A 23,230-nucleotide genomic window follows, 5' to 3' on the forward strand; every position below is an offset into this window, starting at 1 on the left:
AAACCAACCAACAGGAGACGTAACATGAAAAAAATTCTGACAGGTGCGGCACTTACCGCGACGATGCTTGCGACCAATGCTCTGGCCGAAGGTGGTGTCATCAAGTTTGGGCACGACAACAAGACCGATCCGTTTGAAAACCCGGCGCATGCATGCACCGCAGTGTTCTCCAATCTGGTGAACTCCGGGACCAACGGCAGCGTCACGGTGGAAGTGTTCGGATCGAACCAATTGGGTTCAGCCGCCGAGCATGTCCAGCAGATGCGGGACGGTATTATCCAAGCGACCCTGACATCAACCGGTGCCCTCGCCAGCTACTACCCGCGCATAGATGTGCTTAACCTGCCGTTTGCATTTAACGGTAACGCCTCGACCTATGAAGTCTTTGATGGCGAGTTCGGCGAGGCATTGGCCGCCGATATCGAGGCGGAACTGGGCGACGTTGTGGTTCTGGGCTTCCCGGATACCGGCGGTTTCTTTGCGGTCACCAACTCTCAGCGACCTATTGCGGACCTGAAGGACTTTGACGGCATCCGCATCCGCACGATGACATTGCCTTCGCATCAGAAGATCGTGCAGGCGCTGGGTGCCGAAGCCTATCCCCTGTCATGGGGTGAAGTGTATTCCGGCCTTCAGACCGGCGTGATCGATGGGCAAATGAACCCGGTCCCGATCATATCTTTCGCCAATTTTGCCGAGGTCCAGCAGTATCTGACACTGACCAACCACCTGTTCTCGCCCTACACCTTCATGATCAACCGCGCTTTCTTTGAAAGCCTGTCCGAGGCCGAACAGGCCACGATCCGCACCGCCGCCGAAAACTGCGTAACCGCCAGCCGCGGTTTGTCCCGGATCATCGAGGCGTCGGATCGCGGGCTTGCTGGTCTGATGGATCAGATTGAAGTTACCGCGCTGACTGACGAGCAACGCAGCGCAATGGCAGCGGCAACGCAGCCGGCGTTTGAAGCGCATGTTCAGGAAAACCTTGACGCGAAGTCGGCCGAGTTGCTGTCAAGCTTCAAAGCCGCCGTTGAGAACGCCAACAACGCGTCCTACCTCGACTGATCCTCCCTGACTGCCGGAACCAACCGGCAGCACACCTTGTCGGAGACCAATTGATTGGCCTCCGACCCAAACACCGAAATGGATGGAACATGCGGGTCTTCTGTGCGTCCCTTGCGACCGAAACAAATACGTTTTCCCCCCTGCGCACGGATTTTTCCGATTTTGAGCAGAGCTTTTACGCCCCTCCCGGCGAACACCCGGCAACCCCGACGCTGTGCAGCGCCGTGTTTCCGGCGCTAAGGAAAAGAGCGCAATCAGATGAGTTGGAGCTGATCGAAGGAACTGCCACCTGGGCAGAACCCGGCGGATTGCTAAACCGCGAAACTTGGGCACGCCTGAAGCACGAGGTTCTGGATCAGGTATCCGCTGCGCTACCTTTGGACGGTGTTGTTCTGGGTCTGCACGGCGCGATGATTGCCGAAGGCTGCGTGGATTGCGAAGGGGAACTGATCGAAGCCATTCGCGCGATTGTCGGGCCTGGTACGGTTATCGGGGCAAGCTTTGATCCGCACAGTCACCTTAGTCAAAGACGCGTGGCCAATGCCGATGTGATCACCGTGTTCAAGGAATTCCCGCACACAGATTTTGTCGACGCCGGAGAGGCCTGTGTCGATCTCACCCTGCGCACCATCAACCGGGAAATCCGCCCGGTTACCTCTGTTTTTGACGTGCGCATGTTGGATGTTTTGCCAACAAGCCATGAACCGATGCGCGGGTTTGTCGATCGCTTAAAGCAGATGGAGGCAGACGGCGAAGTCCTTTCGGTGTCGGTCATTCATGGGTTTATGGCCGGAGATTCCCCGGATCTTGGCGCCAAGATTGTCGTGCTGACCGACAATGACAAGGACAAGGCGGATCGCATTGCCCAACGGCTTGGGGCCGAACTGTTTTCCTTCCGTGGGCAAACAAAACCGGACTATCTGTCCCCTGTCGAGGCCTTGAGGAAAGCGCAGAACGTCGCGCATGGGCCTGTGGTCGTGGCTGATGTCTGGGATAATCCCGGAGGCGGCGTCGCAGGGGATTCAACGCTAATCCTTGAGGAAGCCATCGCACAAAATCTCAAATCCGTGGCATTCGGCACGATTTGGGATCCAATGGCGGTTCGCCTGTGCCACGCAGCCGGAGAGGGTGCGGAGTTCGACCTGCGATTTGGGGGCAAAACTTCGGCTCTTGCTGGAAACCCTATTGACGCCACGGTTACGGTTGTCCGCAACCAACGCAACGCGGTTCAGAGTTTTGGGGCGTCGGTCGTACCGTTGGGAGATTGCTCGGTCATTCGTCTGGGCGGGATCGAGGTCGTTCTGAACACAAATCGAAGTCAGGCCTTCTCGCCGGACCTGTTCACAAATCTTGGCATCGATATCAGTGAAAAAAGAATCCTGGTCGTCAAGTCGACAAACCATTTCCATGGTGCCTTCGCCGACGTCGCTGCCGAGATCGTCTATGCGGCCGTCGAAGGTCCTTATCCGAACGACCCGACCAAAACTCTTTACAAGAACCTGACACGTCCGATTTGGCCCATCGTCAAGAACCCTCACGAGGAGGTTGTGGAATGATCTTTCCTGATATCGACACGCCGGCTGTCCTGGTCGATCTGGACATTGCCGAAGCGAATATCGACCGTTTTCAAGAGCATTGTGCAAAGCACGGGCTGGCCGTCAGGCCGCACATCAAAACCCACAAGCTCCCTATACTGGCGCAGCGACAGTTGGCGGCCGGTGCTATTGGCATAACCTGCCAGAAAGTGAGCGAGGCCGAGGCAATGATTGCCGAGGGCGGCATCGATGACGTGCTGATCACTTTCAACATACTCGGCGACGCCAAGCTGGCGCGGTTGCGCGCTCTCTCGGAACAGGTGAACCTGTCTGTCGTCGCAGACAACACCGAAACTGTTGACGGGTTATCGAGGTGTTTTGCCGACGCGCCGAATCCGCTGGGCGTACTGGTCGAATGTGATACCGGCGCGGCGCGGTGTGGCGTAACAACGCCCGAGCAGGCACGAGATCTCGCTTGCCACATCGACGGCCAACCGGGTGTCACTTTCCTTGGTCTCATGACATATCCGCCTGTGGGCCAAGAGGCGGCGGTTCAGGACTGGCTCGCACGCGCCAAAAGCGAGATCGAAGAGGCCGGGCTTCCAGTGCGCGTCGTATCCCATGGCGGTTCACCCGGTATGTGGCAGGCCCAGGACGTTCCGATTGCCACAGAGTATCGGATCGGCACCTACATCTACAACGACCGATCCTTGCAGGCACGGGGCGTCTGCACCTGGGAGGACTGCGCGCTAAGTGTGCTTGCTACAGTGATTTCGGTTCCGGCGGAAAATCGCGCTGTTATTGACGCCGGGTCAAAGGTTCTGACCTCGGACCTGCTGGGGCTGGAAGGCCACGGGCACGTGATAGGGCGTCCGGACATTCTGGTTCAGGGCTTGTCCGAGGAACATGGTGTGCTGATCGCTGATACCATCGATCTGGAGGTTGGAGAGCGCATCCGCATCATTCCCAATCACGTGTGTGTGGTAAGCAATATGGTGGACCAGATCGAAACCATTCGCGGGAATCGCTCGCTCGGACCAATTCCCGTCGCTGCACGGGGTAAGGTTCAATAGCGGGCCAAACATCCCTCATAACAACAGCGGGCGACAGATATCAAACAGGCCCAATCTGGCTAACTTCAAAGGATTGGATTGCCCCCCGCAAACCCGGCTCATCACGAGAATCTAACAGAAGGAAATCAGGTCAATGACTGAGAAAAAGATCGTTCGCTTAGGCGATGACAGGACGGGAGCAGGGGGCCAGCCGCTTCCCTTTGCACCTGCTGTAAGAGCCGGTGATTTTGTATTCATTTCCGGACAGGTGGCAATGAAAGAAAACGGAGAGATAGAAGCGGGCGGCATCGAGGCGCAAACGCGAAAAACGATGGAAAACCTGATTGCCGCTTTGGCGCTGGCGGATTGCACCCTTGAGGATATCGCCAAAGTCGGTGTCTGGTTGGACGACCCACGCGATTTCTGGACGTTCAATCGGGTCTACGCGAGTTATTTTCCCAATGGTGGCCCGGCGCGCTCGACAGTCAGGTCGCAGATCATGGTCGATGCCAAGGTCGAGATCGACGCGGTCGTATACAAACCGCTGGGTTAAGTCCCGCGTGCTGGAACTGGAAGTAACGTGCTGGCGTTCTTCGCCAGCTATCCCTCTGCGGATTCAATCTTCCACGCTTCAAGTAATCGAGGCAGAGCTATGTCCCAGTCCATGACACCTGTTTTTGCAGCCCAATTGTCGTGTTGGCCGATCAAGTCAGCCTCCAGATCAGAGTTTCGTCCTCTCAAATTTCTCAGCTCGGTACGATCCGCTTCGATGTCGTAGAGCTCCCAATCTTGCCCGTGCTGCCTGACCAGCTTGAACTTGCCAAGCCGGATGGCCGCGTTGCCCTCATGCTCGAAAAAGATCGGTTCCTCACGCGACCAGGCCTTGCCGCGAAACAAATCCATCAATGACTGTCCTTGCATGGGCTGGATTTCGTGGCCACCAACCTCGCTCTGATACTGGCTTTCCGTTGCCTCCAGGATCGTCGGCAGAATATCGACAACGTGGCAAGCCGCATGAGCATTGGCGCCGGGTGCAAATCCATTGGGCCAATGCGCGATGAGCGGTGTCGAAATGCCACCCTCGTGGACGTAGTGTTTGAACAACCGAAACGGCGCATTCGACACATTTGCCCAGGGTTTGTCGTAGCTCTGATAGGTTAGCGCATCGCCCGGCATCACGTCCGGGCGGTTTCCCATTTTGATGTGACGGCCATCATTCGTGGTATCGGGAAAGAACTTTGCCCAGCCGTCCTCGGCCATGAATTCAGCGCATCCGCCATTGTCGGACAGAAACATGATCAGCGTGTTTTCGAAATGACCCATGCGCTTCAGCTCAGATAGGAGCCTGCCGATAGATTGATCCATCCGGTCCACCATGGCAGCGTAGGTCGCCATCTTGCGCGCTTCCCAATCTGTGTTCTTCTCTGCCTGCCATGGATGAACACCGGTATCGCGAGGAGAGATATCCCAGTTTGTCTGGAACAAATTCATTGCGTTCATTGTTTCATGCCGCGCCGTACGGATCGCGTCCCAGCCCGATGCGTATACGCCGTCATAGCGCGCAATGTCCTCGGGGTGGGCATGCAGCGGCCAATGCGGCGCCGTATGCGCAAGATACAGGAAAAAGGGCTGATCGTCGGGGGATTCCTCGATCATTCCAATGGCTTTGTCGGTGATGGCATCCGTGAAGTAGAAGTCGTCCGGGAACGTCATGACGCGGCTGTCATCTTCGAGCATGTAATGCGGTGAAAAGAAGTGGGTGACGCCGTCGACAATACCGTAAAAGCGATCAAACCCGCGCTGCCGCGGTGTTGGATGTTCAACGTCACCAACGCGCCAACTGTCAACTTCGCGGGCCATGAAGTCCCCCGCAACATGCCATTTACCGGACATCAGGGTTCGATAGCCGTTTGCCCTAAGGTGCTCGGCGATGGTGGCGCTATCGTTGCGCAAGAAGCCCTGATAGGCGGCAGTACCCAGATGCGCGCCCATGTGACCGACGCCTGCGTTGTGCGGGTACAACCCGGTCAACAAAGATGCCCGCGTCGGACAGCACCGGGCGCAGTTATACATTGCTGAAAGCAGAACACCGCCTCGCGCCAGAGCATCGATGTTCGGCGTTTGGATTTCTGATCCGGTTGCACCCAAATCTGCAAAGCCCAGATCATCGGCCAGGATCAAAATAACGTTCGGTCTCAACCCTGTCCGCATTCATGTGACTCCATCGCTTTTGTCGATCAGCGTAGCTCACAATCTGCTGCATTCTTGTCATTTAGCGACGCCACCCTGACTTGGTGTTCAGGCGTCTTCAAGGTCGAACACCGGGTCCAGAACAAGAACCAGGCGCGTCTCTCCCGACCCTTCGATGGGTGGCGAGCGATGCAAAAACCCGACGGTCGGTGTCTCGGGCCAGAGCGTTCCGCGCATTACCATCGGAGATCCTGTTGCCACGGTGAACACATCATGCGGCTCGGTGCCATCTGTCGCGTTTCCGTATTGCGTGCCCGTTCCCCGATAGGTGCAGATCAGCCGGGCCATGATCGCATCGATGTGGAACTTGCGGCAGGCATTTGTGTTGACGACGCCAAGGCGCAACTGCAGGTAAGGCGCGCGCATGATCTCGGAAAATCGCATCGACAATCCGGCAATGTCGCCTACCAGCCAGGTCCGCTCGGGGCAGTCTTCCATCCCGGCGGCATCGCACAAATGTCGAACGGTTTCTCCGATCGCACCTGCACGCAAGACCGTGCGGGTTGCTGGTAGCTGATCGGGGCGCAACGCATTGATCCAGTCCTGAACTCCGTTTGGCGGTTGTCTGCGCCAGATCGTGGCGGCGCAGCCCGGATTGCGGATTGCCGCTAATTCGCCGGGCTTTTTGGCACTCTCAACACCGATTGCAGCCTTCTCGATCTCGGTGTGCATCAAGGTCATGCCGCTTCCCCCTCGCGCCGCCAGCCTGGGAACGGGTCGGGAAGGTCCAGCGGCAACACGTCCGGGCCCGCTGCAACGTGTTCAGGCACCAGACACGTATCCAGACGTTCTTTCAGTTCCGGCCAGTCGATACCCGAGCCGATGAAGACGATTTCTTGGCGGCGGTCGCCCCAGGGCTCGGCCCAATGGGCCTGCATATAGGCCCGTGCGCTTTCATGATCCGGCCAGCGATCCTTGGGAACCGAGGCCCACCATGTACCCAGCGGCTTGACCGAAGACAGCGCGCCAGCCATCGAAAATTCCGCCACCCAGTTCGGTCGCGTGGCCAGCCAGAAATGTCCCTTTGCGCGTATGACACCGGGCAGATCTCCGTTCAGCACTTTCAGAATTTTTTCAGGCTCAAATGGCTGTCGTGCGCGATAAACAAAACTGGTGACGCCGTATTCGTCGGTCTCGGGTACGTGATCGGCAAAACCATAGAGTTCCTTGGCCCACATCGGATGCTCATGTGCCTTCTCGAAATCAAACATTCCTGTATCGAGGATTGCTTCGGCGGCGACGTCAGAATGATTGGTTTCGATGATGCGGGCATCCGCGTTCAGGCTGCGGATGATCTTGCGGGCGGCGTCGGTTCGTTCGAGCCCTGCATCTGCGACTTTGTTGAGGATCACGACATCCGCAAATTCGATCTGTTCCACCAGCAGGTTAACCAGCGTGCGGTCGTCTTCTTCGCCCAGTGTTTCGCCCCGGTCCTTGAGGAAATCGTGGCTGGAATAGTCCTGCAGCAAGTTCACCGCATCAACAACGGTCACCATGGTATCCAGCCGCGACACATCTGACAGGCTTTCCCCCAAATCGTCGCGGAAATCGAAGGTTGCAGCAACGGGTAACGGTTCGGAAATGCCGGTGGACTCGATCAGCAGATAGTCAAATCGGCCATCCTCGGCCAGACGACGAACCTCCTGCAGCAGGTCATCACGTAGCGTACAGCAGATACACCCGTTCGACATTTCTACCAGAGTTTCGTCCGTGCGCGACAGTTCGGTATCGGCGCGCACAAGGTCCGCGTCGATGTTGACTTCGGACATGTCGTTGACGATGACGGCCACGCGACGCCCCTCGCGGTTGTTCAGGACACGGTTGAGCAATGTGGTTTTGCCAGCGCCGAGAAATCCGGAAAGGACGGTAACGGGAAGTCGGGTATCAGTCATTGCCTTGCAACTCCGTAGAATGTTGGGTGTTGGTGGGTTGTGTTTCTCGCAACAGATCAAGGCTGCGCTGTATCTCCGACCGGTCCAGATTGCGGCCGATCAAGACGATACGGGTGCGCCTGTCTTCACCGGTCCAGTTCTTCAGCGGAACGGGCGGGTCGAAGATGTGCTGCACGCCGTGAAAGGAAAAAGGTGTATCGATCCCTTCGAGAAACAGAATACCTTTTACGCGCAGAATATCGCGGCCTTTGTAGGCAATCAGTGTGTCAAACCACTTGTCGAACACTGCATCACCCAATGCGTCTTCCAGCACGATCGAAATCGACGTTATGTCGGTGTCGTGACGGCGAAACTCAGAGGTTGTTGCGGGGTTTGCGGCTTTGCCCGGCAGTACGCCTGACAGATTGCTGAAAGGGTCATCAGCTGGTTTGGGCGTTGTCCACGATAGGGCATCCTGTTGCCCGGCATTATCCCGCATGCCCGTCAGGTTCCACATCCGGTTTGCGGCAAAATCGGAACCCAGCTTGCCAATGATGTCAGCGGTCGGATTCAGCCCGCGCAACCGGTTGGCAATGGTCTGCGTCGCGGCGCGCGGAACAAGGTCTGTCTTGCTCAGCAAGATCAGATCGGCCATCGCGACCTGCGATACCGCTTCAAACTGGGCATCCAAAGTGGCAGGTCCGTTCACGGCATCAACAACCGTGACGATACCATCCATGCGTGTGTTGCGGGCCAGGTACGGATCCACCAGCAGCGTCTGTAGGATCGGCCCGGGATCGGCCAATCCGGTGGTTTCGATCACCACGCGGTCAAACGTCAGCAGCCCTTCGTCGCGGCGTGCAAGCAATTTGACGAAGGTGTCCGACAGGTCGCCCCGGATCGAGCAGCACAGGCAGCCCGAAGACATCAGCATGACGTCACCATCCACTGACTCGATCAGATCATGGTCCAGCCCGGCCTCGCCAAACTCGTTCACGATGACGGTGACCGGCCCCGACGAGGGATCGGAAAGCACCTGATTGAGCAGCGTTGTCTTCCCAGCGCCCAGGAACCCGGTGAGCAGCGTCACAGGGATGCGCGGGTCCTCCGACGGGTCAAGCCGGGAATTCGAGGCATGAGACATGAACATTGCAAGTCTTATAATGTAATAACATTACATAAGTAAGGTAAATTGACTGGGCTGTCCAGATCGGTTCAGGCGGGGTCAGAATTGATCAGCGCAACAAATGCCCGACCGAGTGCCCGCGACGATACACACCGGTCGCTTCGCGTTGGGCGGCCGGTGTGTCCAATGTTTGGTCTACAGGCATTCTGCCAGCGTATTCGCCATGTTGCGGATCAATTGCGGATAGAGGTCCGCCCCCGGTTCAAGCTCGGCGCCCAGGGGATCGATCACTCCCGTGGTCGCCTCGGTGCCTTCGAGAACAGTTGCCACAAGGCCTGGATTGAACTGAGGCTCAGCCAGAACACAGTTTATGCCTTCCTCGCGAATGCGTCCCTGGATCTCGGCAATCCGCGCGGGGCTGGGGGCTGTCGCATCACTTAGGGAAATCGCTCCGGCTGCCGGAAAGTCGAAGTCGTTCTCAAAATACTGGTATGCATCGTGGAACACGATGAAGTTCCCTCCGCGCACCGGATCCAGTGTCGCCGTGATCTCTCCGGACAGAGATTCCAATTCTTCGCGCGCTGCCGCAGCGTTTGCAAAGTAGGCGCCTGCATTGTCGGGATCCGCTGCAGAAAGCTGAGAGGCGATCACATTCAACCAAGTGCCTGCATTCGCCGGTGAAAGCCAAGCATGCGGATCATGGTCGCCATGGTTATGGTCATCGTGCCCGGCGTGGTCATCATGATCATCGTGGTCATCATGTCCGTGATCGTCGTGATCTGCATGCTTTTCATCATCATGATCCGCGTGGTCTTCGTCGCCATGTTCATCGTGATCGTGGTCGTCGTGGTCCGCATGATCTTCATCACCGTGGTCATCATGATCCGCGTGATCGTCATCCCCATGGTCGTCGTGATCATGATCATCATGATCGGTATGGTCCTCATCACCATGATCGTCGTGGTCATCGTCCCCGTGGTCGTGGGCTTCGAACAACGCACTTTCCCGGAAGTCGAGCAATGTGGTTCCATCAGCTTCAAGCAGCGCTGTGACCGATGCGTTTTTTCCCAGCGTATCAATTGCTCCTTCAAGCCATGGCGTCAGGTCTTCTCCGACCCAAAACACGACATCGGCATTTTGCAACGCATCCGCATTTGAGGGACGCATGGTGTATCCATGCGGTGACGCCCCGGGCTGCACGATGAGATGCGGTTCGCCAACATCACCCATCACCCGAGCGACCAGAGAATGAACCGGAGCAATGTCCACCGCAACGTTTGGTGCATCCGCCAATGCGGTGCCACCCAGTAACGCGGCAGAGACTGAAAGGGATACAAGCTTCTTGGACATGAGAACCACCTTGTGATCTTATAACGTTACAGTTGCCTTACCTGATAAGGTTTTCCATGACAAGCGACCGCGATTGACATCGGCATCTTACGGGGGGTGTTACCGGCGGCGCAGTTACATCGAAATAAGCTTGCCATCCTGCAAGTCCAACCTGTCCGGGGCCAGCGCCCGGCGGAACGCAGGCGCATGGCTGACCAGCAGGATCGCCTGCGGCAGGGATTGCAGGATTTCAAGTAGCCGCGCCTCGTTCTTGGTGTCCAAGGCGTTGGTCGGCTCATCCAACAACAGCGCTTGGGGGTTCATCGCAAGAACCGTTGCCAGCGTGATCAGGCGCTTTTCCCCACCCGACAGCTTGTGCGTTGTCCGGTTCCTGAGATGCGTCAAATCCAGATCGCGTAGAACCTGATCCACGATGGCGATCGCCTCGTCCTTTGTCTTGCCCAGGTTCAGCGGCCCAAAGGCGATGTCTTCGGCCACGGTGGGGCAAAACAATTGATCGTCGGGATCCTGAAACACAAGGCCGACGTGGCGGCGCACCTCGTGGAAATCCGCCTCTACGCGGCGGGGGGTGCCAAACACGGAAACGGTGCCCGAAGACGGGCGCTGTAGCCCGAGCGCAATGCGCAACAGCGTGGATTTGCCGGACCCGTTCGGACCGGTGAGCGACAGGCGCTGCCCGGCGTCTAGCGTCAGGCAGGCCCCATTCAGAACGGGGTCCTGTCCGGGATAGGCAAAGCAGATGCTGTCCAGCGCGATGAGCGTCATGCGAAATCCACAATGATCAATGCAAGACACAGCGCGCCGAGCCCGAGGCCGAAGGCAATGTCCCGACGAGTCAGCGAATAGTCTTGAAGCAGCAGCATCTGACCCGAAAAACCCCGACACTTCATCGCGCCAAGGATGCGTTCGGACCGCTCGATGGCCCGTACAAGCATCATACCCACCAGATAGCCAAAGCTGCGATAAGTGTGCCAGTTCGTACCGGGCCGAAAACCACGCACTTTCATCGCGGCCCGCAGACGTTGGTATTCTTCGTGCAGCACATCGATATAGCGGATCGTGAACATCAGCAGATGCACCAGCGTCTCGGGGCAGCGCAAACGATGCAGCGCATGGCCCAACGCGACCGGTTCCATCGTGCCGACCAGCACCATCAGCGCCAGGATCACCGCATTTGCGGTAAGGGCAATTTCGACGGCCTGCCAAACGCCCTGCCAACTGGCGGTAAAGCCCCAAAGCGAAAAGATCGGATCGCCGGGCACGGAAAACGGCAACAGCACCAGCATGAATATGATGAACCCGTCCATCATCGCCATACGCTTCAACGTCGAGCGCCATGGCAGGCGGGATACCGCAAGCAGCGACAGCGCGATCATCAACGCTGAGGTCAGCGCCACCAGCGAAGACAACGCGACGACAACAATCGCAAACACACAGGCCATGACGATGCGCATGCGAGGATCGAGAGGGGCAATCATTCCCTGCCGTTCCGGGCCGACAGCCCCGGCCAATGCCTTGTCCTGTGACCCCAGTACGTGTGCCATCAGGAAGACCGCTTTCGCCGGGCGGCTATATAGAAGCCAACCCCGAACAGGCCGAAGATGTACCCGATCCCGCCAAGTATGGATTGCAAATCGTTGTGTTCGCGATAGGCGGCGATCTCACGCCGCAGCGGGTGGATTTCGTCTCGCACGGCCTCTGCGATGAGCCGCCGTTCTTCGTCGGTCAGCGATGCCACCGACCCGCTGCCAGCCGTGGTTTCGGCAGAAACCGCTTTACTCTCGGAGAGGCCTTCCTTGCCGACTGCAACGCCCATGATCCCGGCCACGTCCTGCGCCGACATGACAACTTCGGCCACATGGCCCGCGCCAAGATCGGCAAAGAACGTGTGCGCTATGGCTGTAGTCGGCGTGAACAGGAAAAACCCATCCGCACCGGTCACCGTGCGGCCCAGTTCCGACCCATCCGGACCAGTCACGATCACCTCGGTATCGGTTGCCATGTCACCGTTGGAAAAGCCAATCTCTCCTTCGATGGCGTCACCCGAGGCAAAAACCCCGGCGATCACCTTATGTGCGAAAGCGGGCAAAGGCGCACAACAGATGGCAAAGATCAGAGCAAACCGTATCATGCGATTGTCCTTGTGGCGAATAGCTCGGGTTTGACCTTGCGCGCCAGCAGGACGGCAAATCCGGTCAGCACCGCCTCGATTACCATCACCGGGATATGGGCAAAGAACACGAGTTTCGCCGCAGGCAGGAATGCATCCCCCGACAACGCCAGCGATATGCCAACCATGATCGTCGTGGCGGCAATGGCAAACGCGCCGCCAACTCCACCCCAAATTGCACCGGCCACAGGTGTGCCGCGCCCGATCAGTGGCCGGAACAACATTCCGGCCAATACCGCCGGCAAGGCGATGTTGAGCGTGTTGATACCCAATACGGTCAACCCGCCAAAGCCAAAGAACACCGCCTGCAGCAACAGGCCCACGAACAGGGCCGGAAATGCGGCCCAGCCGAGCAAAAGCCCGGCCAGACCGTTGAGGATCAGATGCACTGACGACGGCCCGATCGGCACGTGAATCAGTGAAGCCACGAAAAAGCTGGCCGAAAGCACCCCGGCTGTGGGGATACGGTCCAGATCAAGCGACCGCAGCCCGATGGCGATCCCACCTGCGGCGGCGACCGCACCGCCGATCACGACCGGGTTGGACAGGGCACCGTCGACGATGTGCATCCGGGGTTACTCCAGATCCCAGGCGCGGATCCAGATCACCGCATCCTGGCTCAGTTCCTTGCCCTCATGCTCGGTCGCGGGGCCCGAACCAAGTGCTGCAAATCCCCAGTATCCGGCTTTTGGAACCCCGAAGGAGAAATAGCCATTGGCGTCCGAAATCGCGACAACGGCACCGCCGGGCATTGGCGATACGGTCGGATCCGAGGGTGCGGCGCTGTCCATTTTCGGCTCTGCTGCCATGTACTCGATCTCGATCTCGGCCCCGGCGACCGGTTGACCGTCGGCCAGTACCTGACCGGTAAAGGTCGAGCCCGCGACGATGTTGTAGGGCTTGTTCAGCGGGATGATCTCGGTCGGCAGACCTGCGGGATTCATCCAATCGGTCGGCAGCTCATTGCGATTCAGGAACGCTTTGGTGATCTGCTGGATATAGATGTCCTCGGATTCCTCATAATAAGGCTGAGGCACCGTGACCATGACATAGTCGCCCGACCGCTTGACCGGCACCGACCCTTTGAAGGCCGCACCTTCGTTTTCAGGGCTGGTGAAGCGCACAGGCTCCAGCGTCTCTAGCAGGTCCGTTTTTTCACCATTGTGGATCACATAGAATTCCTGCGGCTTTTCCAGATCCATGACGTGGCCGTTTTCAAACGGGTGCCAGAAGATCAGCTTGACCGGCACATCGCCCGGCGCATCAATCATGGTGTCCGTGGTGTACTCCAGCAGAAAATGTGCTTGCGCGATCGCTGGAATAGTCAGCGCAACCGCAGCCGTGCAGAGCAGCTTTTTCATGGGGTCTTCTTCCTTGTCCCGACGTGCCAACCCCGGCACGCATTCTTGTTTGACACCAGGACGGTCCGAGCCTGCTCCCGTATTCGGGGCAACAGACCCGACGCACACCCCGGCGTCAGTGACACACCCCTTCCGAGGGTGCACATCCGGCAGGTCTCCTGACTTGCGGGTCAAAGCGTTGGGCTGGCCTTCCCGGGAAACCCCAGTGGCATGTCAGCCCTGCTCGCCGCCTACAGTTGCGGGGGCAGTTGCGGCATTGGGTGTTTGTCTGACAAAACCCGCACCGCATTCCCTTTTCTCCGGGCAAACCCGGAACCGGACACGCGACCGCAGATGCCAGACTCGGGTATCGTCCGTCAACCAAAATTCAGTCGGTGAGTGACAGCATGATACCCAGGTTATTTTCGAACACAGGCATAGTTTGGTGCTAATCTGACTCGCGTGCAAAGGCCTCCAGAACGGGATGAAATGACATGGCATCGAAAAAAGACCTGCTCAAAAAGCTGTTGAAAGGCATCGAGACCGGAGATCCCGAAGCCGCAACCGTAGTCAACGAAGCCAGATACATTCAGCACAATCCCCAGACACATGAAGGCAGCGAGGGCTTGGCCAATCTGTTCGCGCGGTTGGCCAAAACGAATCCCCGGGTCACATTCATGAGGGTGTTCGAAGATGGTGACTTTGCTTTTGCGCATAACGAATACGACTTTTCCAGCCTGCGCGCCGCGTTCGAGGTCTTTCGGTTCGAGGATGGCAAGGCGGTCGAACATTGGGACAACATCCAACCCCTCAAAGGCCCAAACCCGTCAGGTCGTGGCATGTTGGACGGCAGCGCGGACACCACGGATTTGGACAAGACCGAGCAGAACCGGGATCTGGTGCGCCGGTTTGCCGAACAGGTGCTGGTTGGTGGTCAGACCGACTTGCTCGCGACATTCGTGCATGCAGACCTGATCCAGCACAGCCCCGAACTGGGCGACGGAGCGGACGCCTTTCGCGCCGCATTGGACGCGGTCCAGGACGGTACGCACCTGATCCAGCACCACAAATTGCATCGTGTGTTGGCTGAGGGCAATTTTGTCCTGTGCATGTGCGAAGGCAGCAAGGCTGGGGTTCATACCGGTTTCTATCACCTGTTCCGCGTTCACGATGATCTGATCGCCGAGCATTGGGACACAGTCGAAACCATCGCTCCGCGCAGCGAATGGAAAAACGACAACGGAAAATTCTGAACGCGGACAACGGATTGGGTCCCGAACCGCAAAACGCGATGGTAACAAATAAACTCCCGGCAGAGTGGGTCGGATTACGTTCGGGAATATTGTGTGAAAGTGATGGGTGGCGGAGACGAAGGGATTCGAACCCTCGAGACCCTTCCGGGCCTACTCCCTTAGCAGGGGAGCGCCTTCGACCACTCGGCCACGTCTCCGCCGACGGGTATATCCTTGCAAGCAGCGGGAATACAAGACGAAATTTCCATGTGGTGCTGTATCTCGGTAAATCTGCAGAACTTGTTGATATTACGGTGAAACACCGAGAATTGCATTTGCGCGCGGCGGTGCATCCCGGGTGAACGCCGACCATCTCGAACAGAAAACCGCGTCGGCTGGTGGACTTGTGATGAGGGCTTGTGCTGAATCAGCGATTACGTGTGCGGATTGAGCCGTCGGTTTCAACCAATTGTTCATCAAAACACCGTTGATGCTGGCGAGCCTCGGAACGATTTCGACAGGTCAGCCGTGAATCCATGACCCCATAAGGCCTCGGGTGCCGACCCGAAAGGGCCCAATACTTGCCAAACATATCTGTTTCAGTGCATATTTGTTCAGATTTTAGAACATAAATGACCAAATAAAGTAAGCATTCTGAGGTGCAAAATCGGGCGTGGGGCGTTTGTCGCCCCAACGGGAACCTTTGGGGGAAGGGACTTGGTTTTGGCCTGGGTAAAAGTTTTTGTATTCGCATTATTCATTGTGACGCTACCGGCGTCGGTATCAGCCGCAATCGGGAAAGTGCTAAGCGTCAAGCCTGGCGCCGAAGTGGTTCGTGCGGGAAAGACCATGACCCTGCGCAAGGGAATGGATGTGGCATCGGGCGACATGATTACCACGAACCGGTCGGGTGTGGTGCAGTTGATCTTTGTTGACCAGACCAAGATTGCCGTCGGTCCAAACGCCAAGATGGTGCTGGATGTGTCGATGCTGCGCGGAAATCGCAAGGCCAAAAGCTTTGCGGTACAGGCTTTGGGTGGAAGCTTTCGATTTATTTCCGGCAACAGCAAAAAGCGGGCCTATTCCATCAAAACGCCAACAGCCACGATGGCGGTGCGGGGAACAACATTCGATATCTGGGTGCCGTCCGGCAGCCAGAGTGCGATGCTGGTTCTCGAAGGCGAGGTGCAAATGTGCAGCCTGCGAGGCGGGTGCCGTCGCGGGGATTCGCAATGCAGCATGTTTGCCACCGGCCCGTCCGGGGGGGTCGGCCAGCCGGTCAACGCTGCGCAATATGACAAGGCTGTGTCCAGCGGGTTTCCTTTCCTGCAAGCACAGCAGCGGTTGCTGCCGCCGTTGCGGGTGAATATTGGTGGATGCTCGGGGACCGAGGCGCTGGCCCCACGGGTGCGTGCGGAAACGCAAGAACCACGTCAGCGCGAAGAAGCAGAGCAACCCGAAGCGGCCCGATCATCCGCTGGCACAAGATCGGCAAGCCGTTCGGCTCCGACACGATCCGACCCACCTACCACGCGTGCCGAGGCGCGGGCTGGCTCGACGACGAGTGCCAGTTCCACGGCCGGTAGCGTCAGCGTGTCGGTGAACCTCTCAGATGACGGACCGGGTGGGTCAGGTACGTCCGCCAGTGCGACGGCCGGAGGAATTACAGCCGAGGCCGAAACGAGATAGCCGCGATGAAACCTGTCTCGTCCCCTTTGCCCACAGGAGTTTGGCGTGGCGGGTAACGCCAAAGGTTCGTTGGCGCGGCGGCTGGGTTTTCGCTTGGTCGGGCTGGGTTTGATCCTGTTTGGCTGCTTCATTCGCGTTCTGGACCCCTATCCGGTTCAGATGTCGCGCTTCATTTACTTCGATGTCTTGCAAAGGGTCTCGCCACGCGCCTATGACCCGGATCTGCCTGTGCGGGTCGTCGATATCGACGAACGATCCCTGGCCGCTTGGGGTCAATGGCCCTGGCCGCGGACGCAACTGGCGCAGATGGTCGAGCGTCTGGGCCATTATGGTGCAGCGTCCATTGCCTTTGACATGCTGTTTGCCGAACCCGACCGCTATAGCGTGTCGCGGCTGTTGCGGGACCCTGCGCTGGCGGATGTCCTGCGGGCGGACCGGGCTGCTCGGCTACTGGACAACGATGTGATGTTCGGTGCGGAAGTGGCCAATTGGCCTGTTGTTATGGGCGTCGCAGCCCGATCAACCGACAGCGGCACCGTCGTCGCGCCCAAGGCCGGGCTGGTTGAAATCGGTGAACAACCTGCCGCCGGTCTTGTGAGTGTTCCGCACTGGACCCCTCTTGCGCCGCCCTTGGGCGACGACGCGCTGGGGATCGGAGGCGTCAATGTTTCGCCCCTGGATGGGCTGGGGGTGGTCCGACGCGTGCCGGTGCTGTGGTCCGGTCCCGGCGGCGTCATGCCTGGCCTGGGTGTCGAAGCGCTGCGCGTTGCCATGGGTGAGCCTGTCTATTTTGCCGAAGGGTCGCAGGATGAGGTTGGCATCATGCTGGCGGTCGGCATCGGGGACTTCCTGCTGCCGACCACGGAAAACGGCGAGATCTGGGTGCGCTACAGGCGCGATCATCCGGGCCTTTATCTTTCGGCAGATGATATCATGCAGCGCGATGACGACCCCGATCTGAGGGCCCAGATCGAGGGGCGGATCATTTTGGTCGGGACCTCGGCGGCGGGTCTGTTCGATATGCGCGAGACGACGCTGGGCGAATCCGTCCCTGGTGTGTCGATTCACGCGCAGATCATCGAGCAAATCATTCTGGGGGACACGCTCAGCCGGTCCGACGTCACCGCGGCGCTGGAGTTGCTGGCCTTTGTCATTCTGGGCATGGTGGTGACGTTCGTGATGTCCAGATACGGCGCGGTGGCATCCTTTGTCGCCGGTGGGGTGGCCGCTGCGGCTGTGATCGTGATCAGTTGGCTGGCGTTTCAAAACCACTCGGTTCTGTTTGACGCGACTTTTCCGCTGGCGGGCGGGATGGCCAATTTCGGGCTGTTGGCGGGCTACCTCTTTATTTCGACCGAACGCGAAAAACGGGTCATTCGCCGCACATTCTCGCACTATGTCGCGCCCGAGATACTGGACGAGATGGAGGCCAGTGGTCATCAGCTGAAACTTGGCGGCAACTCGCAGGAGATCACGGTGATGTTCTCGGATATCCGCGACTTCACACCTTTGTCCGAATCCGTTTCAGCCACCGAATTGGTCACTTTGCTGAACGCTCTGTTCTCGGAAATTGGGGATCAAATCCTGATCGAGCGTGGAACCATCGACAAATTCATCGGGGATGCGGTCATGGCATTCTGGAACGCGCCCGTGCCGGTCGCGGATCATCCGTTACGTGCGGCGCAGGCGGCGTTGCAAATGCGCCGGGCGCTGGCCGATTTCAATGCAGCACCCATCATGCGCGGACGGCCCGCCCTTGCCCTGGCGACCGGTTGTGCGACGGGCGCTGCTTGCGTTGGAAATATCGGTTCGCGCCGCAGGTTCAACTATACCGTCATCGGCGATGTCGTGAATGTCGCCGCACGGATCGAACAGACCTGCCGCCATGTGGACTATGACATTCTGCTTTCAAGCGCGATCCATGCGGCGGTTGGTCAGAAACTGGCGATGTTGGAGGCCGGGTTCGTTGACCTAAAAGGCAAGGCCGAGCCCGAGCCGGTCTTTGTGCTTGTCGGCGACCGAGCAATGGCAGAGTCCCGGGATTTTCAGGCGTTGCGCAGCAAGCACCAAACTCTGATTTCCGCGATCCGTGAACATCGACCGCGGGATGAGGTGTCCGGCCTTTGCCGCGCGTGTTCAGCTTTGGCCGTCGATCTTGAGCCTGGATTGAAACGGTTCTTCAACGCATTGCCGCGAAGGATCGTGGATTTCCAGGCCGCAAGTCGGGACGGGCAGGTCGAATTCAGCCACCATGATGCTGCCGGTCGGGTCGAAAGACTGCGCTCGGGCAGCTAAAGTGCCATAACGAAACGGGCCGCGGCGTTTTCACGCTGCGGCCCGTCGTGTTCGGTCAGATGGATCGGTCTCGCCCCCTCGAATACTATCTAAAACAAAACCGGCTAAAACTTTCGATATATTCGAGACTGATCTGACATCCGAACCGGAACACCCTCATACTGTACCATCGAAGCGGGGCGTTCAGTGAAGAAGTTCACATTAAGGTAAAATTTTTCAGGCCCGCCACTCAAAAAAACCGGGACCCGCTTGTTTTAGCAGAGAATTTGCCAGTTCGCGGCCCAGATCAGCGGCATCTTCGGCTGGGCCTTCAATCGATTCAGAGATGGATTCGGACCCGTCAGGGCGCAAAACCTGACCGCGAAGACGCAGGGAATTGCCGTCAAGCTCGGCCAACCCGGCAATCGGCGTTTCGCAAGACCCGTCGAGCCCGGCCAGCAAGCTGCGCTCGGCGGCAAGCCGGTCGGCAGTTGTGGTGCAATGAATGGCCGCCAGCAGTTCACCCGCACGCTTGTCGTCAGCGCGTCTTTCGATCCCGATAGTGCCTTGCGCTATGGCTGGCAACATGGCGTCGGGGGAAATTGCGGTGGCAGGAACATCCTGCATTTGCAGACGACGAAGACCCGCCATTGCCAGAAAGGTGCAGTCGGCGACCCCATCGGCCAGCTTCTTCAGCCGGGTCTGAACATTGCCGCGAAACTCGACCACGTTCAGGTCCGGGCGGCGGTTCAGCAATTGCGCGCGCCGCCGCAGCGACGAGGTGCCAACCACCGCGCCCTCGGGCAGGTCCTCGAGCGTTTTCAGTCGGGGCGAAATGAAGGCGTCGCGCACATCTTCGCGCGGCAGGTATGTATCCAGCACCAATCCATCCGGCTGCTCGACCGGCATGTCTTTGGTCGAATGCACCGCGATATCAATGTCGCCGCGCAGCATCGCCTCTTCTATTTCCTTGGTGAACAGACCCTTGTTGCCGATCTCTTTCAGCGGACGGTCTGCGTCGATCATTGCCCGATTGTCACCGGTGGTCTTGATCACCACGATCTCGAACGCCTCTTGCGGCAGATCAAAGGCGATGCCAAGACGCTGGCGGGTCTCATGGGCCTGCGCCAGCGCCAGCGGCGATCCGCGTGTTCCGATTTTCAAGGGCGATGCGGGTGTGGGAAGTGACAGACTCATGCGCCAAGCTTTAGTCGCGTCACATTGCCCTGACAATGGGGGCAGAGCTTGACAAATTGCCACTGAGGGCCGACCCGTTGCCGCACAGCTGTAGAATTGGGGACAGGCATGGCCGGGAAAAAGAAATTGCTGCGGGCGCTGGCAGGAGAGGCGCAGGATGTGCCCCCGATCTGGATGATGCGGCAAGCAGGGCGGTATCTGCCCGAATACCGCGCGACGCGGGCGCAAGCCGGGGATTTCCTGTCGCTGTGCTATAACCCCGAACTTGCCGCCGAGGTCACGTTGCAGCCTATTCGCCGCTATGGATTTGACGCGGCGATCCTGTTTGCCGACATCCTGCTGGTGCCGCAGGCGCTGGGGGCTGATCTGTGGTTCGTCACTGGTGAAGGACCTCGGTTGTCGACCATAACGCAGCAATCGGATTTCGACGCTTTGAAGCCGGTGCATGCGATCCACGAAACCCTTTCGCCGGTTTATGAAACCGTGCGCATCCTGTCGCGCGCATTACCATCCGAGACCACGTTGATCGGATTTGCAGGCGCGCCCTGGACGGTGGCGACTTATATGATCGCCGGGCGCGGCACCCCCGATCAGGGGCCGGCCCATGCTCTGCGCGAGCAGGAAACCGTGCTGTTCGAGGCGTTGCTGGACCGGATCACCGCAGCGACGATTGAATATCTGTCCGCCCAGATCGAAGCAGGTGCCGAAGTGGTCAAGATCTTCGACAGCTGGGCCGGGTCGCTGAAAGGTACGGCCTTTGAAAAATACGCGGTCGAGCCCTGTCGGGTTATCACTCAGGCAATCAATGAACGTCACCCGGGCATTCCGGTGATCGGGTTCCCGCGCGAGGCGGGCGAGGGCTATGTCGGGTTCGCCAAAGCAACCGGCGTGGATTGTGTGGCGCTGGACAATTCCGTTTCACCCGATTGGGCTTCACGGCATGTGCAGGTGGATGGTTGCGTTCAGGGCAATCTGGCTTCGTCCCATATGGTGACAGGAGGACAAGCTCTGATCGATGAAACGCGATCCATTGTCGAGGCGTTTTCAAACGGACCGCATATCTTCAACCTTGGGCACGGGATCACACCCGATGCCGATCCGGCGAATGTGCAACTGATGATCGATACAGTTCGTGAGGGCTAGGCAAGGGAAGGGGCCAGCCCCCTTCTTCGCCTGTGGCGTCTTCCTCGCCCCAGGATAGTCTTTGCCGGATGAGGGGCGGATCGGAAGGGCGTCCTGCGCGCTTGTTTTCCCGAAACGCGCAGTGTTATGTGCTTGGAAGGCTTGCGCCGCACCGGTCAGAACAAGGGAACCGCATGACGACCATTCTTTCCATCAATGACCTGCGCAAGTCCTATGCTGGCGGGTTCGAGGCGCTGAAAGGCGTATCTCTGGAGATTGAGGAAGGGGAAATTCTAGCGCTGTTGGGGCCTAATGGCGCCGGCAAGACAACGCTGATTTCGACCGTGTGCGGGATCACGACTCCGACCTCTGGATCGGTGTCGGTCGGCGGATACGATATCCAGTCGGACTTTCGGGCTGCGCGCAAAATGATTGGCCTGGTGCCCCAGGAAATAGCGCTGGAGCCGTTCGAAAAGGTTTGGAACACGGTCCGTTTCTCACGCGGCCTCTTTGGTCACGGTCAAGACAATGCCCGGATCGAAGAAATACTGCGTACGCTGTCCCTGTGGGACAAGCGTAACAATGCGATCAAGGAACTGTCCGGCGGGATGAAGCGGCGTGTGCTGATCGCCAAGGCGCTGGCGCATGAACCCCGCGTTCTGTTTCTGGACGAACCCACCGCGGGTGTGGACGTGGAACTGCGCAAGGACATGTGGCAGATCGTGGCCGAGTTGAAACAGGCCGGTGTGACCATCATCCTGACCACGCATTACATCGAAGAGGCCGAGGCCATAGCCGATCGCATTGGCGTCATCGACAAGGGCGAGCTGTTGTTGGTGCAGGACAAGGACGCGCTGATGGCGCAAATGGGGAAAAAGCAGATCGAGGTCATGTTGACAGAACCGATCAGCGCCATTCCCGATGCTTTGTCGGAACATGGCCTGACCCTGAACGGCGCCGGCGACGCGCTGATCTATACCTATGACATTCATGCCGAACGCACCGGTATCACCACCTTGCTGAACGATGTCGCACAGGCGGGACTGGTGTTGCGGGACGTGCAGACCCGGCAATCGAGCCTTGAGGAAATTTTCGTCAATCTGGTGTCGGGAGAGCCGGCATGAACTGGTCCGCCATCGCTGCCATCTACCGGTTCGAAATGGCCCGGTTCTTTCGCACGCTGGCGCAGAGCTTTCTGTCTCCGGTTCTGTCCACGTCGCTGTATTTCGTGGTGTTCGGTACTGCCATCGGCAGCCGGATCCAAGAGGTCGAGGGCGTGTCCTACGGTGCGTTCATCGTACCTGGCCTGATCATGCTGTCGGTCGTGATGCTTGCGATTTCAAACGCTTCGTTTGGCATCTATTTCCCCAAGTTTCTGGGAACGATCTATGAACTGCTTTCCGCCCCGGTCAATTTCATCGAGATCGTGATCGGTTACGTCGGCGCTGCCGCGACCAAGTCGTTGTTTGTCGGGCTCGTGATTTTGATCACGGCCACGTTCTTCGTTGAAATACGGATTGAACACCCTTTTGCCATGGCGGCGTTTCTGATTCTGACCTGCCTCAGCTTCTCGCTTCTGGGCTTCATCATCGGCATCTGGGCCAGCAATTTTGAACAGATGTCACTTGTGCCGCAGCTTGTGGTAACGCCACTGATCTTTCTGGGCGGGACCTTCTATTCGATCTCGATGCTGCCGCCCCTGTGGCAGACAATCACGCTGTTCAATCCGGTTGTCTACCTGATCTCGGGTTTCCGCTGGTCCTTCTATGGTCTGGCTGATGTGCCGATTGTTTTCAGCCTGTTGGCAATCATTGCCTTTACCGGTGGCTGTCTGGCCATCATCGGCTGGATATTCAAAACCGGCTGGCGCATCCGCAGCTAGGGCGTTGCATTTTTGCCCGCAGGATGTGTTATTTTGGTTGTCGTTGCGTTTATGGCCGGAAGGTTCCCTTGTTTA

General features: G+C 58.2%; 21 protein-coding genes, 1 tRNA gene and 1 riboswitch. Of the genes, 10 read left to right on the forward strand and 12 right to left on the reverse strand.

Translation table 11 applies throughout. The features are described from left to right. The first annotated feature begins 24 nt into the window (after window positions 1-24). The 4 genes from ACR0JA_RS11560 to ACR0JA_RS11575 all read left to right on the forward strand — a co-directional run bounded on the left by ACR0JA_RS11560 (window position 25) and on the right by ACR0JA_RS11575 (window position 4,205). On the forward strand, window positions 25-1,065 hold the full coding sequence (locus ACR0JA_RS11560; protein ID WP_480574419.1) for a TRAP transporter substrate-binding protein: 1,041 nt from the start codon (window positions 25-27) through the stop codon (window positions 1,063-1,065). Window positions 1,066-1,154: 89 nt separating this feature from the next. Then, window positions 1,155-2,621, forward strand: a complete 1,467-nt coding sequence (locus ACR0JA_RS11565) for a M81 family metallopeptidase (protein WP_480574422.1) — start codon at window positions 1,155-1,157, stop codon at window positions 2,619-2,621. After that, window positions 2,618-3,673, forward strand: coding sequence for a D-TA family PLP-dependent enzyme (locus ACR0JA_RS11570; RefSeq protein ID WP_480574425.1), 1,056 nt, complete (start codon window positions 2,618-2,620; stop codon window positions 3,671-3,673). The genes ACR0JA_RS11565 and ACR0JA_RS11570 overlap by 4 nt, the downstream gene beginning before the upstream one ends. A 133-nt stretch (window positions 3,674-3,806) precedes the next feature. Continuing rightward, window positions 3,807-4,205, forward strand: a complete 399-nt coding sequence (locus tag ACR0JA_RS11575) for a RidA family protein (RefSeq protein WP_480574428.1) — start codon at window positions 3,807-3,809, stop codon at window positions 4,203-4,205. A gap of 47 nt (window positions 4,206-4,252) precedes the next feature. On the opposite strand, the gene ACR0JA_RS11580 is transcribed toward ACR0JA_RS11575, so the two are convergent. The 10 genes from ACR0JA_RS11580 to ACR0JA_RS11625 form a co-directional block, all read right to left on the reverse strand. Next, window positions 4,253-5,863: an arylsulfatase gene (locus ACR0JA_RS11580; protein ID WP_480574431.1), complete on the reverse strand. Its 1,611-nt coding sequence runs from the start codon at window positions 5,861-5,863 to the stop codon at window positions 4,253-4,255. An 87-nt stretch (window positions 5,864-5,950) separates the two neighbouring features. Beyond that, window positions 5,951-6,583, reverse strand: coding sequence for a DUF1826 domain-containing protein (locus ACR0JA_RS11585; RefSeq protein WP_480574434.1), 633 nt, complete (start codon window positions 6,581-6,583; stop codon window positions 5,951-5,953). Continuing rightward, window positions 6,580-7,794 (reverse strand): GTP-binding protein, encoded by a 1,215-nt coding sequence (locus ACR0JA_RS11590; protein ID WP_480574437.1) that lies wholly within the window; start codon window positions 7,792-7,794, stop codon window positions 6,580-6,582. Before ACR0JA_RS11590 ends, ACR0JA_RS11585 begins: the two co-directional genes overlap by 4 nt. Continuing rightward, the gene (locus ACR0JA_RS11595) at window positions 7,787-8,923 is read right to left on the reverse strand and encodes a CobW family GTP-binding protein (RefSeq protein WP_480574440.1); all 1,137 of its coding nucleotides are present in this window, start codon (window positions 8,921-8,923) and stop codon (window positions 7,787-7,789) included. Before ACR0JA_RS11595 ends, ACR0JA_RS11590 begins: the two co-directional genes overlap by 8 nt. A 171-nt stretch (window positions 8,924-9,094) precedes the next feature. Continuing rightward, window positions 9,095-10,249: a zinc ABC transporter substrate-binding protein gene (locus ACR0JA_RS11600; protein ID WP_480574443.1), complete on the reverse strand. Its 1,155-nt coding sequence runs from the start codon at window positions 10,247-10,249 to the stop codon at window positions 9,095-9,097. A gap of 114 nt (window positions 10,250-10,363) precedes the next feature. Further along, window positions 10,364-11,014: an energy-coupling factor ABC transporter ATP-binding protein gene (locus ACR0JA_RS11605; protein ID WP_480574446.1), complete on the reverse strand. Its 651-nt coding sequence runs from the start codon at window positions 11,012-11,014 to the stop codon at window positions 10,364-10,366. After that, window positions 11,011-11,793, reverse strand: a complete 783-nt coding sequence (gene cbiQ / locus ACR0JA_RS11610) for a cobalt ECF transporter T component CbiQ (protein WP_480574449.1) — start codon at window positions 11,791-11,793, stop codon at window positions 11,011-11,013. Before cbiQ ends, ACR0JA_RS11605 begins: the two co-directional genes overlap by 4 nt. Further along, window positions 11,793-12,380, reverse strand: a complete 588-nt coding sequence (locus tag ACR0JA_RS11615; protein WP_480574452.1) for a cobalt ABC transporter permease — start codon at window positions 12,378-12,380, stop codon at window positions 11,793-11,795. Before ACR0JA_RS11615 ends, cbiQ begins: the two co-directional genes overlap by 1 nt. Continuing rightward, a complete protein-coding gene (gene cbiM, locus ACR0JA_RS11620; RefSeq protein ID WP_480574455.1) occupies window positions 12,377-12,988 on the reverse strand; it encodes a cobalt transporter CbiM in 612 nt (203 codons plus the stop codon). Before cbiM ends, ACR0JA_RS11615 begins: the two co-directional genes overlap by 4 nt. Window positions 12,989-12,994: 6 nt before the next feature. Then, the gene (locus ACR0JA_RS11625; protein WP_480574458.1) at window positions 12,995-13,780 is read right to left on the reverse strand and encodes a DUF4198 domain-containing protein; all 786 of its coding nucleotides are present in this window, start codon (window positions 13,778-13,780) and stop codon (window positions 12,995-12,997) included. A 131-nt stretch (window positions 13,781-13,911) separates the two neighbouring features. After that, window positions 13,912-14,115: riboswitch (cobalamin riboswitch) on the reverse strand. Window positions 14,116-14,253: 138 nt separating this feature from the next. Between ACR0JA_RS11625 and ACR0JA_RS11630 the strand changes: the two genes are divergently transcribed. Further along, a complete protein-coding gene (locus ACR0JA_RS11630) occupies window positions 14,254-15,012 on the forward strand; it encodes a nuclear transport factor 2 family protein (RefSeq protein ID WP_480574460.1) in 759 nt (252 codons plus the stop codon). A gap of 107 nt (window positions 15,013-15,119) precedes the next feature. Here ACR0JA_RS11630 and ACR0JA_RS11635 read toward each other — a convergent pair. Continuing rightward, window positions 15,120-15,209 (reverse strand) — tRNA-Ser (locus ACR0JA_RS11635). 631 nt (window positions 15,210-15,840) lie between these two features. Here ACR0JA_RS11635 and ACR0JA_RS11640 point away from each other — a divergent pair. After that, entirely contained in the window at window positions 15,841-16,680 is an 840-nt protein-coding gene (locus tag ACR0JA_RS11640) for a FecR family protein (protein ID WP_480574463.1), read from the forward strand. A 45-nt stretch (window positions 16,681-16,725) separates the two neighbouring features. After that, a complete protein-coding gene (locus ACR0JA_RS11645; protein WP_480574466.1) occupies window positions 16,726-18,975 on the forward strand; it encodes a CHASE2 domain-containing protein in 2,250 nt (749 codons plus the stop codon). Between the two features lie 216 nt (window positions 18,976-19,191). On the opposite strand, the gene hemC is transcribed toward ACR0JA_RS11645, so the two are convergent. Beyond that, the gene (gene hemC, locus ACR0JA_RS11650) at window positions 19,192-20,151 is read right to left on the reverse strand and encodes a hydroxymethylbilane synthase (RefSeq protein ID WP_480574469.1); all 960 of its coding nucleotides are present in this window, start codon (window positions 20,149-20,151) and stop codon (window positions 19,192-19,194) included. A 108-nt stretch (window positions 20,152-20,259) separates the two neighbouring features. Here hemC and hemE point away from each other — a divergent pair, with 108 nt between their 5' ends. From hemE to ACR0JA_RS11665, 3 genes are all read left to right on the forward strand, one after another. Further along, complete coding sequence (gene hemE, locus ACR0JA_RS11655) at window positions 20,260-21,294, forward strand: uroporphyrinogen decarboxylase (RefSeq protein WP_480574472.1); 1,035 nt, start codon at window positions 20,260-20,262, stop codon at window positions 21,292-21,294. Window positions 21,295-21,467: 173 nt separating this feature from the next. Continuing rightward, window positions 21,468-22,397, forward strand: coding sequence for an ABC transporter ATP-binding protein (locus ACR0JA_RS11660; RefSeq protein ID WP_480574474.1), 930 nt, complete (start codon window positions 21,468-21,470; stop codon window positions 22,395-22,397). Next, window positions 22,394-23,155, forward strand: a complete 762-nt coding sequence (locus tag ACR0JA_RS11665; RefSeq protein WP_480574477.1) for an ABC transporter permease — start codon at window positions 22,394-22,396, stop codon at window positions 23,153-23,155. The genes ACR0JA_RS11660 and ACR0JA_RS11665 overlap by 4 nt, the downstream gene beginning before the upstream one ends. The last annotated feature ends 75 nt before the right edge of the window (window positions 23,156-23,230 follow it).

The sequence above is a fragment of the Ruegeria sp. AM4 genome, from assembly GCF_056540665.1.